This window comes from Nocardia transvalensis (genome assembly GCF_015477765.1).
GTDB classification, from domain to species: domain Bacteria; phylum Actinomycetota; class Actinomycetes; order Mycobacteriales; family Mycobacteriaceae; genus Nocardia; species Nocardia transvalensis_A.
Genome location: NZ_JADLQQ010000009.1, coordinates 314,564 through 327,728, shown reverse-complemented (window position 1 = coordinate 327,728; position 13,165 = coordinate 314,564). Strand labels below are relative to the sequence as shown.

Genomic DNA, 13,165 nt, shown 5'->3' with positions numbered 1-13,165 from the left:
CCCTCGGCATAGCTCGACGACAAGACCCCTCACCACGAGGATAGGCCGCTCAGGCCGCCGGTTTGCGGAGAGCGGCCATGAACATGGCGTCGGTGCCGTGGCGGTGCGGCCACAGCTGGGCGGCCGGGCCGTCGCCGAGGTCGGGGACGCCCGGCACCAACTCGCGGGTGTCGAGGTGTTCGGCGTCGGTGCGGCGCAGCAGGTCGGCGACGACGGCGACGGTTTCGGGCAGATGCGGGGAGCAGGTCGAATAGACGACCACGCCGCCGGGGCGCAGCAGATCCCATGCGGCACCGAGCAGTTCGCGCTGCAGGGTGGTGAGGTCGCGGACGTCGGCGGGGGTACGCCGCCAGCGGGCCTCCGGGCGGCGGCGCAGCGCACCCAGACCGGTACAGGGGGCGTCGACGAGAATGCGATCGTAGCCCGGGGTGAGACCGCTGGCGCGGCCGTCGGTCACGTGCACGGTCACCGGCAGTTCGCGGGTCGCCTTGCGGACCAGTTCGGCACGATGCTCGGCCGGTTCGACCGCGTCGACGTGGAAGCCGTCGATATCGGCCAGCGCCCCGAGCAGCGCCGCCTTACCACCCGGTCCGGCGCACAGGTCCAGCCAGCGCCCGGTATCGGGACCCAGCAGCGGGGCGCGGGTGAGCGACAGCGCCACCAGCTGACTGCCCTCGTCCTGCACCGCGGCCATCCCCTCGCGGACCGGCTCGAGTTTGCCCGGGTCGCCGCCGTCGAGATAGACCGCGTACGGCGACCAGCGGCCCTCTTCGCCGCCGGTCACCAGGGCCAATTCCTCGGCGGTGATATCGCCGGGACGCGCCACCAGATGCACCGCCGGGCGCCCGTCGTCGGCGGCCAGCAGATCCCGCAGCTCGCCGGCGCGCGCGCCGAGCGCATCGGCGAACGCCTGCGCGATCCAGGTCGGATGGGCGAATTCGAAGGCCAAGTGCCCCACCGGATCTCGCGGCGCGAGCTCCTGCACCCACTGCTCCGGCGTGCGCTCGGCCACCCGGCGCAGCACCGCATTCACGAATCCGGCCTTGCCCCCGCCGAATTCGGCGCGCACCAGGGCCACGGACGTGTCGACGGCCGCATGCGCCCCGACGCGGGTGCGCAGCAGCTGATAGGTCCCCAGCCGCAACACATCCAGCAGCGCGCCGTCGATCTCGGCGGCCGGTCGCCCCGCACCGGCCTCGATCACCGCGTCGAGGACCCCGAGCGATCGGCACGACCCGTACGTCAATTCGGTCGCGAACGCCGCATCCCGCCCGGCCACCCGCCGCTCGCGGAGCAGCCCGGGCAGCACGAGGTTCGCATACGCATCCCGCTCCCGCACGGCTCGCAGCACATCGCGCGCCACCAGCCGCGCGGCATCCGCCCCGACGTCACGCCCGCCTCGCCCGGACCCGCCGCGGCCGTTCTGCCGGCCGGTGCCCCCGGACGGAGCGGAACCACGCCGCGGCCGACCGGCTCTGTTGCCGGAATTTCTTCCGCCGCTGGTGTTTTCGCCGCGCCGTCCCCGATGCGGGCCGCTCATTCGACCACCGCGCCGGGCTGCAGACGAGCGCCACGGGCCCAGTCGAGAGCGGACATCATGCGTTTACCTTCGGGTTGGACCTGGGTCAGGCGCACGGCGGTGGTGGCGGTGCCGACATAGACACCGGACTTGCGGACCTCGATCGTCCGCACGGGCAGCGACTCCTCCACAAGTTCCACCGGGCCCAGCTTCAGGCGTTTGCCCTCGACCTGGGTCCAGGCGCCGGGAGCGGGAGTCACCGCGCGGATGCGCCGGTTGATCGCCAGCGCGGGCTGATCCCAGCGGATATGGCCCGCATCGGCATCCACCTTCGGCGCGTACGACACGCCCTCGGTCGGCTGCGGCACCGCCTGCACCGTGCCGTCCTCGATGCCGTCCAGCGTCGATTCCAGCAGGCGCGCACCGGTGTCGGCCAGCCGCTCCAGCAGCGTTCCGGCGGTGTCGGTGACTGCGATCTTCTCGGTGACCACGCCGAACACCGGGCCCGTGTCCAGCCCCTTCTCGATGCGGAAGGTGGAGGCGCCGGTGATCTCGTCACCGGCCAGCAGCGCCGCCTGCACGGGTGCCGCGCCCCGCCAGGCGGGCAACAGGGAGAAGTGCAGATTCACCCAGCCGTGGCGCGGGATGTCGAGCACCTGCTGGGGCAGCAGGGCGCCGTAGGCCACCACCGGGCAGCAGTCGGGCGCCAATTCGGTGAGTTTCTCGACGAATTCGGGCTCCGCGGGCTTGTGGGGCGTCAGCACCGGGATGCCGTGCTCGTCGGCCAAGCGCCCGATCGGCGATCGGGTGACCTTGCGGCCCCGGCCCGCGACGGCGTCCGGGCGGGTGACCACGGCGACGACCTCGTGGCGCGACGACTCGAGCAGACGCCGCAGCGAGGGCACCGCCGGGTCGGGGGTGCCCGCGAAGACCAGGCGCATCAGCGGCTCCGTTCCGCTGCCGCGGTGGCTTTGGAATCGGCCACCTCCGCGGCCGACATCACCGTCTTGCCCGTGGTGAACCACACCGATTCGCGCACCGCGCGCATCGCCTCCTTCCGTGTCGCCGGATCCAGACGGTCCAGATACAGCACACCGTCGAGATGGTCGGTCTCGTGTGCGACGCAGCGCGCCAGCAATCCCTCGGCCTCGAATTCCACGGGAGCGCCGGTCATATCGACACCGCGGGCCCGCACCCGCAGCGCGCGGGTCACGTCGTAGCGCAGGCCCGGAATCGACAGACAACCCTCCGGCCCGGTCTGCTCCTCCGTGCCCAGGACCTCGTAGGCCGGATTCACCAGGTGCCCGGCCGCGGTGCCCGTATCGTAGACGAACACCCGCAGACCGACCCCGATCTGCGGTGCCGCCATCCCGACACCCTGGCTGGCATGCATGGTGTCGGTGAGGTCGGTCACCAGCTGGCGCAGTTCCCTGTCGAAGGTGGTGACCTCGTCCGCGCGAGCGCGCAGGACGGGATCGCCGAACAGGCGAACGGGCTGGACGGTCACGAGCAACTCCCCGGGCGAATCGGATACGGTCGTCTCATTTTACGGACGCCGTCCGCTCAGCCGTGCGCACCCAGGATGACCTCCGGAATCCCGGTGCCCAGCGGCACGAACCGGCAGACCGGTTCGCGGGCGTGCTCGGGATCGAGGACGTTGGCCAGCAACTGCTGCACGTACGGGTCGTACACCATGTGGAAGTGTCCGGTCAGATTGATCGGGCACAGATCCTGCAGCACCAGATTGGTCGCGCCCGGACCGCGCAGGGCGATGTTGTCGAAGGGCTGGATCATCTCGTCGACCCGGCTGCCGATCGTGGTGTACTGCACGCCCGCGACGGTGTCCCCACCGGCGTTCAGCTCACGCATGAACGGCGCCCCCTGCGCCTGCTGCACCGCCGCCCGCGAGGTGACCTTCTCGAAGGCATCCCACAGCGGCGGCAGGGCATTGGCCACCGGCACCAGGCCGAACATCACCCCGCCGTAGGTCGGCGAGGCCAGGCCGACCCACCGGGCCACCTTGGCGGCGCCGCCCAACTTGTTCGTGTAGTACCGGGTGACGCTGGCCCCCTGGGAGAATCCGACCAGATCCACCTGCCGGGCACCGGTCGCCGCCAGCACGCGGTCGACGAACTCGCCGACCTGGCGAGCCGACAGCCACAAATCCTCGGTGCCGTAGCTGGTCGCCCCCGGTTTTCCACCGTAGTTGAGGGCGAACACGCAGAATCCGGCCCGCGCCAGCTGGGGAGCGATCACCGACCAATCGGAATAGGCGGAGGCGTCGGTACCGTGCGCCAGCACCACCGGGCGCGGATGGTCGGCGCGCGGACGGCAGCCGAAGTCGTTGGCGCCCTGGGGAGCTGCGTTCGGATGGGTTTTCATGTACCGGGACGCGGCCAGGTGATCCGACTGCGGCGGTCCCGGTTCGGTCGGCACCACGGGCGGATGGTATTCGGCAGCGGTGTCGCGATCGGCCGGGGCGGCCCCGGCGAGCGCACCGGTCCCGACCACCAGCGCGCACACCACCGCACCCGTCACCGCGATCCGCCGCCACTGTGAGATACCACGAGCCACCCGGCTCCAACGCTGTCCCATGTCATGATCATTCCGCACACCGGCGGAAATCCGCGCTGGGACACATCATTTCGTCGCCGTTACTTCTCCTGGGTGTCATCATCGGCGAGGATGCGGTAGAGCGAGCGCCGCGCCTCGGTGAGCACCTCGGCCGCCTTGGCCGCCTGCTCCGGCGTGCCGGCCCGCGCCACCTGCGCGACGGCGCCCATCAGTTGACCGACCAGTTCCCGCAGGTCGAGGGCCTGGTCGCCGATGCCGTCGCGCACCTCCTGCCACGGGTCGCCGAGCTCGTCGCGGTGCGACCGGACGTACTCGACGCCCTCGTCGGTGAGCTTGGCGGTCTTGCGGCCCGACACCTGCTCGATGATCACCAGGCCCTCGTCCTCGAGCTGGGACAGCGCGGGATAGATCGAGCCCGGGCTCGGACGCCAGACGTCCTCGCTGCGCTCGCGGATCTGCTGGATCAGCTCGTAGCCGTGCATCGGGCGCTCCTGCAGCAACAGCAGGATCGCCGCGCGCACGTCACCGCGCCGGCCGCGACCGCCGCGGCCACGACCCCGGCCGAACGGACCGCCCCGGCCGAATTCCGGTCCGAACGGGCCGAACTCGGGGCCGAAACCGTGCGGCCTGCGGGGGTGGCGACGGTAGTGCTCGTGTCCGCCGTGATCGCGACGATCGGGGCGTCGGCCGCGTCGGCGGCCGCGCATGTCCATGTTCTCCATGCCTTCCATGGGTTGCCTCCTCAGGCTTGTTCTGTCGTTGACGCTATTGACGATATATCGGCAATGCATCATCGACAAGTGTGAGGAGGCACACGAACCGACCGGGTCGTTCTATATGGTGGGGATCCAATTGCCGTGGAATCCGGCAGGGACGCGATGCGGCAGATGCACGCCGGCCACCGTCTCGAGGGTGGCGGCATCGAGAATCTCCAGATCGCTGCTGTCGGAGTCGGCGTGGTAGACCAGGCCCATCAGCACGCCTTCGTCCTCGGCGGCATCGGGCGCGGATGGTTCGAAGACGAACTCCCCCAAAGACGTTCCGCTTCCGAAGAATCGGGTGGCGGTCGTTCCGGTGGTCAGATCGTGTTTGAACAGCTGCCCGCCGTCCCGAAGCCTGCCGCCCACCGACACCGCGTAGCCATAGCGGTGGCGCTTACCGGTGCGGCGCTCATCCACCCGCGGGAACTCCTGCGCCCGGTCGTCGAATCGGTCATCGCGGACCTTGTCGGCCGTCAGATCGATCTCCCAGCGGTCCAGGGTGGGCGGAACCTCACCGGGGCCGGTGCGGTCGGTCGCGAACATCGTCGGATAGCGCACGACATCGAGCACGATCCTGTCGCCCTCGTCGTAGGCGTTCAGCGGGTGGAAGAGGTAGCAGGGGTCGATATCGAACCAGCGGACGTCGGCATTGGTCCCCGCACGCGGCATGACGCCGAGGCGGGCCTGGTACTTCGGATTCCAGCTGTACGGCAACCGCCGGTCCCTACCCTGCCGGCGCTGCATCGCGGCCGGTGGACTCGGAATCGGAATGCGTCCGATGAGGGCCGACAGCATGAGCCGGGCGGGCAGCCGCAGCCAGCGCGGCACGCTCATTTCCGCCGCCTGCTGCGCGTCGAAGGTGACCGGCAGGTCGTAGAACACCACATAGTTCTCGGTGAGTGAGAAGTCGTGCATCATCGTCGCGCCGCCGACCTCGATGTCCTCGGTCCGGCGGACGCGGCCGTCGACTCCGATCACCGAATACTGAATCTTGTTGCCGCGCAGGAACGAATACGACACCGCATGCAGCTCACCGGTGTCGGGGTCGCGTTTGGGGTGGGCGGTGTAGCCGCCGGTGAGGGTGCCGTCGAAATCGCAGACGCCGACGGTCTCGAGTTCCTCGGTCAGTTCATAGACCGGCGGACCGCCCTCGACCAGCGCGAGAGTGCGCCCCGCGTGGCCGATGACGTTGGTGTTGGGACCGGTGCCCGCGAACCCCGCGCGGTCGTCGATCGTCGGTTCCCCCAGCGCGCGGGCGGCCACGGGACCGCGCACCCACCGGTTGCGGTACCACTCGGCCTTGCCATCGCGCAGGCGGATGCCGTGCACCATGCCGTCGCCGGTGAACCAGTGGTACAGCGCGGGATCCAGCTCTCCGATCGGATTCGGTCCGTTGCGTAGGTAGCGACCGTCGAGGTGGTCGGGGATGGTGCCGGTGACCTTCAGGTCGGTCAGCGTGTACTCGTGATGTATCGGGGCGAAGATGCCCCCGAGAAAGTGATTGCCCATGCCAGGCCCCCGGTTGATAACTGTGTTATGAGTCTAGAATAACGTCGTTATGGAGGTGTGGCAACGGTGAATTCCCGCTCTCGCCCGGCGCGGTCGACCGGGGCGACCACGCGAGATCAGTTGATCGAGGCCGGTATTCGGCTGTTGGAGGAGGATGGCCCCGAGGCACTGCAGACGCGTCGGGTGGCCGCGGCGGTCGGGGTGTCGACCATGGCGGTCTACACCCATTTCGGCGGTATGACCGGACTGCTGGAGGCGATCGCGACAGAGGCGTTCGCACGGTTCGGCGCCGCCCTGGCGCGGGTGGCTCCCACCGCCGACCCGGTCGCGGACCTGTTCGTCATGGGCACCGCGTATCACCGCTACGCACTGGCCAATCCGCAGCGGTATCGGCTGATGTTCGGGCTCACCGCGCCGCACGTATTCGGCATGCCCGCACCGCAAGCCGGCCGGGGCATCGTCCGCGATCTCACCGCCGGTCCGGCAGACGACGCGATCGGGGCCGAGACCTTCGAACAACTCGTGCGGGTGACGGAGCGGATCATCGAGGGCGGCCACATTCGCACGGATCCGGTGCGTCGGGTCGCCGCGCGGCTGTGGGGGATGATCCACGGCGTGGTGCTGCTGGAGCTGTCCGGTCACCTGGGCGGCGAGAATCGGGCGCTGGTCGACGTTCTCGCGCCGCTGACGGTGGACGTGCTGGTCGGGATGGGTGCCGACCGCGGCGACGTCGAGGCGTCGCTGGGCCGGGCGATCCGGACGATCACCTCCGCACGCTGACCGTCAGCCGATATCGATCGGATCGATCTGCACCCGCAGGGGGGCATCGGAGCGGTGGGTGCTGCGGACCGCCTGGGCCGCGGCCAGCGCCCTCGACAGGGCCGAGCCCGCGGGTCTGTCCACACGCAGGATCATGCGCTCGACCTCGGCGGGAGAATCGCCGGAGGAGAACGGCTTTCGGGCACCGGGGGGCAGCGGGACCGGGCCGAGGACCTCGACCTGGCCGGGAAGCTGTGCCTCGCCGAGTAATTCGGCGATGGAGTCGGTGGTGCCGTCGACGGCGGCCAGGCGGACCGCGGGCGGAAAGCGCACCTCGGCGCGGGCGGCGAGTTCGAAACCCGCGTGGCCCACCGGATCCCACCGCACGAGGGCCTGCACGGTCGGCAGGGAGGGTTCGGCCATGACGATCACCTGGCCGGTCGAGCGCACCAGGGCGGCCGCGCACATCCAGCGCCGCAACGCATCCTCGGCCGCCCGCAGATCCGCTCGCCCCAGCAGGGCCCAGCCGTCCAGCAGCAGCGCCACGCCGTAGCCGCCGGGCACGACCGGTTCGGCCCCGATGGTGGACACCACGACCTGCGGTCCCTCCGGCACCGAATCCAGCACTGCCGCACCGCCGGAGCCGCGGATGGGCACGCCGGGGAATGCCCGACCCAACTCCTCGGCGGTGCGGGTCGCCCCGATCACCACCGCCCGCAGCGCCCGCGAACCACACGATCCGCACCGAAACGCCGCGTCGGTCTTCCCGCACCAGCGACAGCTCGGACTGTGGGCCACCTCGCTGCTGCGCTGTCCGCCCGAATCCTCGGCAGCGGGCAGGGCGAGCGGGCCGTTGCAGTGGCGACAGCGGGCCGGGGTGCGGCATTTCGCGCAGGCGAGGGCGGGAACGTATCCGCGACGGGGCACCTGGACCAGCACCGGTTCGCCCGCGGCCAAGGCCTTGCGCGCGGCGGTGAAGGCGACGGCCGGGATGCGCACCGCCCGCGCGACCGGATCACGTTCCAGCGCAATGTCACTGTCGCCGGGCGCGCTGATCCGCGGCATGTGCTCGCGCACCACGGCCCGGTCGGCGATCAGATCGTGGGCCCACCCCGACTCCACCACGGCCTGAATCTCCGCGGTCCTGGAGAACCCCCCGGCCAGGAACGCCGCCCCGGTCTCGTGCGCCCGCAGCATCGCCACTTCCCGCGCATGCGGATAGGGCGCCCGCGGCTCGGCATACATGTCGTCGCCGTCGTCCCAGATCGCGATCAGCCCCAAATCCCGCACAGGCACGAAAACCGTACTGCGCGTACCGACCACAACCCGCGCACTCCCCCGCAACGCCGCCAGCCACCGTCGATACCGCGCCGCGGGCCCCAACCCCGCCGCCAGCCCCACCACCGAATCCCCCACCAACTCACCGCATGCCGCCAGCACCCGATCCAAATCCCGCTGATCCGGCACCACCAGCACGGCACTGCGCCCACTCTCCACGGTCACCGCCGCCACCTCGGCCAACCGCCGCGCCCACTCCTCCCCCGGCAGCGCCTGCCACGCCGCCCGCGGCCCTCTCCCCTGCGCCAAGGCCGCCAGAAACGACTGCCCGTGCCGATACTTCCCCCACCCCGGATATCGCGAAACATCCACCGCTGCTTCATTACTCGAGGTGAGCGAAGACCCCTGACCGGACTCCGTCCGGTCAGGGGAAGCAGAAGGAGACCCGCCGGAGTGAACGGTCGCAGACTCCGCCCGGTCAGGCAAAGCGGGAAGAGCTTCCGCGCTGGGGGTATCCGATTCCGACGAAACGTGAAGTGCGGGTTCCGATTCTGCCGTACGGGGAGATGGGGGTTGGGATTCCGCCTTGGCGTGGCGTGGCGGGATGGCCAGGCGGAGGACGTCGGCGCGGGTGCCGGCGTAGCGGGTGGCTACGGCGTTGACCAGGCGGAGGATCTCCGGGGTGAGGACCTGCTCGCCCGAGACCACGCGGTCCAGACGGACCAATTTGCCGGTGTGGTCGGACTTTTCGAGGCGGTCGAGGATGAAGCCGTCGACCAGGCGGCCGGAGAAGCGGATGCGCACGCGTACGCCCGGTTGGGCGAGGGCGTCCATCTCCGGGGGGACCAGATAGTCGAAATCCCGGTCCAGATGGGCCGGTTCCAGCAGCGGCAGCACCCGCGCGATCGGGCGCTCCACCGCCGACGAGGCTCCCCCGGTGGGAGGCCCGGACGCACCTCTGGCGGCAGCCTGCGGAGAATCCGCGGCTGCCGCCAGAGGTGCGGCCTGCTCGGCCAATTACAGGCCGACGGCCGCGCGGAGCTTGTCGGCGCGCATCAGATGCAGCCTCCCGCGGCAGGTCGACGTGTCCATCCCGGGCGCTACCTTACAGGCCGACGGCCGCGCGGAGCTTGTCGGCGCGGTCGGTGTGCTCCCAGGGCAGATCGACATCGGTGCGGCCGAAGTGGCCGTAGGCCGCGGTCGGGCCGTAGATCGGCCGCAGCAGGTCCAGGTCGCGGATGATCGCGCCCGGACGCAGGTCGAACACCTCGGCGATGGCCGCGGAGATCTTGGCCGGGTCCAGCTTCTCGGTGCCGAAGGTCTCCACGAACAGACCGACCGGGGCCGCCTTGCCGATGGCGTAGGCGACCTGCACCTCGACGCGGTCGGCCAGATCGGCGGCGACCACGTTCTTGGCGACCCAGCGCATGGCGTAGGCGGCCGAACGGTCCACCTTCGACGGATCCTTACCGGAGAACGCGCCGCCACCGTGGCGGGCCATGCCGCCGTAGGTGTCGACGATGATCTTGCGGCCGGTCAGGCCCGCATCACCCATCGGGCCGCCCAGTACGAACTTGCCGGTCGGGTTCACCAGCAGCCGGATATCGGAGGTGTCCAGCGGCTCGGGCAGCGCCAGATCGGCCAGCACCGAGTCCACGACCTTCTCGCGGATATCGGGGGCCAGCAGGTTGTCCAGGTCGATGTCGGCGGCGTGCTGGGTGGAGATGACCACGGTGTCCAGCCGCACCGCGCGGGCGCCGTCGTATTCGATGGTGACCTGGGTCTTGCCGTCCGGGCGCAGGTAGGGCAGCACGCCGGACTTGCGGACCTCGGTGAGCCGCCGCGACAGCCGGTGCGCCAGCGCGATCGGCAGCGGCATCAGCTCGGGGGTTTCCTTGGTGGCGTAGCCGAACATCAGGCCCTGGTCACCGGCGCCCTGCCGCTCGATCTCGTCGTCGATGCCGCCGGTGCGGGCCTCGTGCGAGATATCGACGCCCTGGGCGATATCGGGCGACTGGGAGCCGATGGCGACGTTGACACCGCAGGAGGCGCCGTCGAAGCCCTTGGCCGAGGAGTCGTAACCGATCTCGAGCACCTTCTCCCGCACGATGGTGGGGATATCGGCATAGGCGGAGGTGGTGACCTCGCCGGCGACATGGACCTGACCTGTTGTGACCAAGGTCTCCACCGCGACTCGGCTGCGCGGGTCTTGCGCGAGCAGCGCGTCGAGGATGGAATCGCTGATGGCATCACAGATCTTGTCCGGGTGACCCTCGGTCACGGACTCACTCGTGAATAGCCGGCTACCGGACGTGCGCACAGTTCTTCCCTCTCCCTCAACGGGTTTCTCGTCTCGGACTGCGACGGTAACGGCATGACGTCATCGCGCAACCCTTTGACTCAGACTATTCCAAACCACCGACGGGGTGGGCGATGACGCCGCCTCTGCGACGCCCCCACCTGCGACAACACCTCCACAGGGCTCCGTTTCGGTGGTCGGTGCGCAAGTGCATCGAGTGCACTTCGGCACGGTGTGCCGTTATCAGGATATGACGGAACCTGCCGGCGCGTCAGCGCAGGAGTGGTCCCAGGGCATCCAGCACACGACTGGCAAGCAAGGCCTTCGATCCGTGATCGAGGGCCTGTTCGGTGCCGTCGGCGCCGAGCAGCCAGCCGTCGTTGTTGTCCACCTCGAACGCCTTGCCCTCGCCGACCGCGTTGACGACCAGCAGATCGCAGCCTTTGCGTTCGAGTTTGGCTCGGGCATAAGTCAATACGTCGCCCTGCTCGTCACCGGTTTCGGCGGCGAAGCCGACGATCGCGAGATCGGGGAGCCGACCGTCCTTGCGCGCCTGCACCAATCCGGCGAGGATGTCGCGGTTCTTGGTGAGCTTGATCGAATCCGGTTCGGCCGCACCCTTTTTGATCTTCGCGGCGGCCACGTTCGTGGGCCGGAAATCGGCGACGGCGGCGGCCATGATCACCGCGTCCGCACCGACCGCATGCTTGTCGACGGCGATGCCCATCTGCTCGGCGGTGGTGACCTGCACCACCTCCACGGCGGCGGGCGGCTCCAGCCCGACGGTATTGCCTGCGATCAACGTCACCTGCGCGCCGCGCTGCGCGGCCACCCGGGCCATCGCGTAACCCTGTTTGCCGGAGCTGCGGTTGCCCAGGAAGCGCACCGGATCCAGCGGCTCGCGGGTGCCGCCCGCGGATACCACCAGGCGGCGGCCCTCCAGATCGCGCGGAACCGCGTCGGCGCGTTCGAGCAGCAGCGAGGCCAGCGCGAAGATCTCTTCGGGCTCGGGCAGCCGGCCGGGACCCGTGTCGGCACCGGTGAGCCGCCCCGAGGCGGGCTCCATGACGATCGCCCCGTGCGAGCGCAGCGTCGCGACGTTCGCGACCGTCGCCGGGTGCTCCCACATCTCGGTGTGCATGGCCGGGGCGAACAGCACGGGACATCGCGCGGTCAGCAGGGTGGCGGTGAGCAGGTCGTCGGCGCGGCCCATGGCCGAGCGGGCCATCAAATCGGCCGTCGCCGGGGCGATCACCACCAGATCGGCCGCCTGGCCGATTCGCACGTGCGGAACCTCCGGCACATCGGCGAAGACGCCGGTATCGACTCGATTTCCCGACAGCGCCTCAAAGGTAGCCTTGCCGACGAACTGCAGCGCCGACTCGGTGGGAATCACCCGGACGTCGTGCCCGGTCTCGGTGAACTTGCGAACGAGCGAGCAGGCCTTGTAGGCGGCGATTCCGCCGCCCACGCCGACAACGATCCGCATCTGACTACGCCTTTTCGGTCCGGTGGTGGGCGGCGGGCGACCGCGACTTACTCGCCTTCGGAGTGCTCGAGCAAATCCGCGTGGATCTCCCGCAGCGCCACCGACAGCGGCTTCTCCTGCAGACCCGGCTCGACGAGCGGACCCACATACTCGAGGATGCCGTCGCCGAGCTGGTTGTAGTAGTCGTTTATCTGGCGCGCCCGCTTGGCCGCGTAGATGACCAGCGCGTACTTGGACGACGTGCGCTCGAGCAACTCGTCGATCGGCGGGTTGGTCAGGCCGACCGGGGTGTCGTACGCGGGCACGGTCTTGGTGTCGCTCACTAGTGAGGCTCCTGCGGGTCGTGTGGATGGATCCCGGCATGCACCGGGACGGGCGAAACCCCTGGGGTCCGCCTACATCGATTTTGTGCTAACGAACAACGATACCAATTGCCCACAGGCGCTGGTCAGGTCGTCGTTCACGATCACGGTGTCGAACTCGTCACACGCCGCCAGTTCCATCTTCGCCGTCTGCAGACGACGCTCGATGACCTCCGGCGATTCGGTGCCGCGCCCGGTCAGCCGGGCAACCAGTTCGTCCCAGCTGGGCGGTGCGAGGAAGACCAGATGCGCCTCGGGCATCACCTTGCGAATCTGGCGCGCCCCCTCGAGGTCCACCTCCACCAGAACGTTCTTCCCGGCCGCGAGCGCCTCGCGCACCGGTGCGACCGGAGTGCCCGACCGCTGCAGGCCGCCGTGAATCTCGGCCCACTCGAGCAGTTCCCCCTTCTCGATCATGGCGTCGAACTCGGCCCGGGCCACGAAGTGGTAGTCGCGGCCGTCGACCTCCCCGGGCCGGGGGGCCCGGGTGGTGGCCGATACACTGAAGACCAGGTCCGGCAGTCGTTCTCGGACACACCGGACGATCGTGGACTTGCCGACGGCCGAGGGGCCGACCAGTACTACCAGCCGACCCTTCTGCGTGTGCTCGACCAC

At 69.8% G+C, this 13,165-nt stretch carries 12 protein-coding genes; 1 reads left to right on the top strand and 11 read right to left on the bottom strand.

The annotated features are described in order from the left end of the window. Window positions 1-49 precede the first annotated feature (49 nt). The 6 genes from IU452_RS27125 to IU452_RS27100 form a co-directional block, all read right to left on the bottom strand. Window positions 50-1,540 (bottom strand): RsmB/NOP family class I SAM-dependent RNA methyltransferase, encoded by a 1,491-nt coding sequence (locus IU452_RS27125; protein WP_195112002.1) that lies wholly within the window; start codon window positions 1,538-1,540, stop codon window positions 50-52. After that, the gene (fmt, locus tag IU452_RS27120; RefSeq protein ID WP_195112001.1) at window positions 1,537-2,460 is read right to left on the bottom strand and encodes a methionyl-tRNA formyltransferase; all 924 of its coding nucleotides are present in this window, start codon (window positions 2,458-2,460) and stop codon (window positions 1,537-1,539) included. Before fmt ends, IU452_RS27125 begins: the two co-directional genes overlap by 4 nt. Beyond that, window positions 2,460-3,026 (bottom strand): peptide deformylase, encoded by a 567-nt coding sequence (def, locus tag IU452_RS27115; RefSeq protein ID WP_195112000.1) that lies wholly within the window; start codon window positions 3,024-3,026, stop codon window positions 2,460-2,462. Before def ends, fmt begins: the two co-directional genes overlap by 1 nt. Window positions 3,027-3,082: 56 nt before the next feature. Continuing rightward, complete coding sequence (locus IU452_RS27110; RefSeq protein WP_195111999.1) at window positions 3,083-4,114, bottom strand: esterase/lipase family protein; 1,032 nt, start codon at window positions 4,112-4,114, stop codon at window positions 3,083-3,085. 59 nt (window positions 4,115-4,173) lie between these two features. Then, complete coding sequence (locus IU452_RS27105; RefSeq protein ID WP_195112044.1) at window positions 4,174-4,815, bottom strand: PadR family transcriptional regulator; 642 nt, start codon at window positions 4,813-4,815, stop codon at window positions 4,174-4,176. A 111-nt stretch (window positions 4,816-4,926) separates the two neighbouring features. After that, window positions 4,927-6,363, bottom strand: a complete 1,437-nt coding sequence (locus IU452_RS27100; RefSeq protein WP_195111998.1) for a carotenoid oxygenase family protein — start codon at window positions 6,361-6,363, stop codon at window positions 4,927-4,929. Between the two features lie 66 nt (window positions 6,364-6,429). Between IU452_RS27100 and IU452_RS27095 the strand changes: the two genes are divergently transcribed. Beyond that, on the top strand, window positions 6,430-7,143 hold the full coding sequence (locus IU452_RS27095; protein WP_195111997.1) for a TetR/AcrR family transcriptional regulator: 714 nt from the start codon (window positions 6,430-6,432) through the stop codon (window positions 7,141-7,143). A 3-nt stretch (window positions 7,144-7,146) separates the two neighbouring features. On the opposite strand, the gene IU452_RS27090 is transcribed toward IU452_RS27095, so the two are convergent. The 5 genes from IU452_RS27090 to gmk form a co-directional block, all read right to left on the bottom strand. Beyond that, window positions 7,147-9,318, bottom strand: coding sequence for a primosomal protein N' (locus tag IU452_RS27090; protein ID WP_324192840.1), 2,172 nt, complete (start codon window positions 9,316-9,318; stop codon window positions 7,147-7,149). A gap of 187 nt (window positions 9,319-9,505) precedes the next feature. After that, window positions 9,506-10,720 (bottom strand): methionine adenosyltransferase, encoded by a 1,215-nt coding sequence (metK, locus tag IU452_RS27085; protein WP_195111996.1) that lies wholly within the window; start codon window positions 10,718-10,720, stop codon window positions 9,506-9,508. A 250-nt stretch (window positions 10,721-10,970) separates the two neighbouring features. Continuing rightward, complete coding sequence (gene coaBC, locus IU452_RS27080; protein WP_195111995.1) at window positions 10,971-12,188, bottom strand: bifunctional phosphopantothenoylcysteine decarboxylase/phosphopantothenate--cysteine ligase CoaBC; 1,218 nt, start codon at window positions 12,186-12,188, stop codon at window positions 10,971-10,973. A 47-nt stretch (window positions 12,189-12,235) separates the two neighbouring features. Beyond that, window positions 12,236-12,511, bottom strand: a complete 276-nt coding sequence (gene rpoZ, locus IU452_RS27075) for a DNA-directed RNA polymerase subunit omega (protein ID WP_195111994.1) — start codon at window positions 12,509-12,511, stop codon at window positions 12,236-12,238. A 72-nt stretch (window positions 12,512-12,583) separates the two neighbouring features. Beyond that, the gene (gene gmk, locus IU452_RS27070) at window positions 12,584-13,165 is read right to left on the bottom strand and encodes a guanylate kinase (RefSeq protein ID WP_195111993.1); all 582 of its coding nucleotides are present in this window, start codon (window positions 13,163-13,165) and stop codon (window positions 12,584-12,586) included.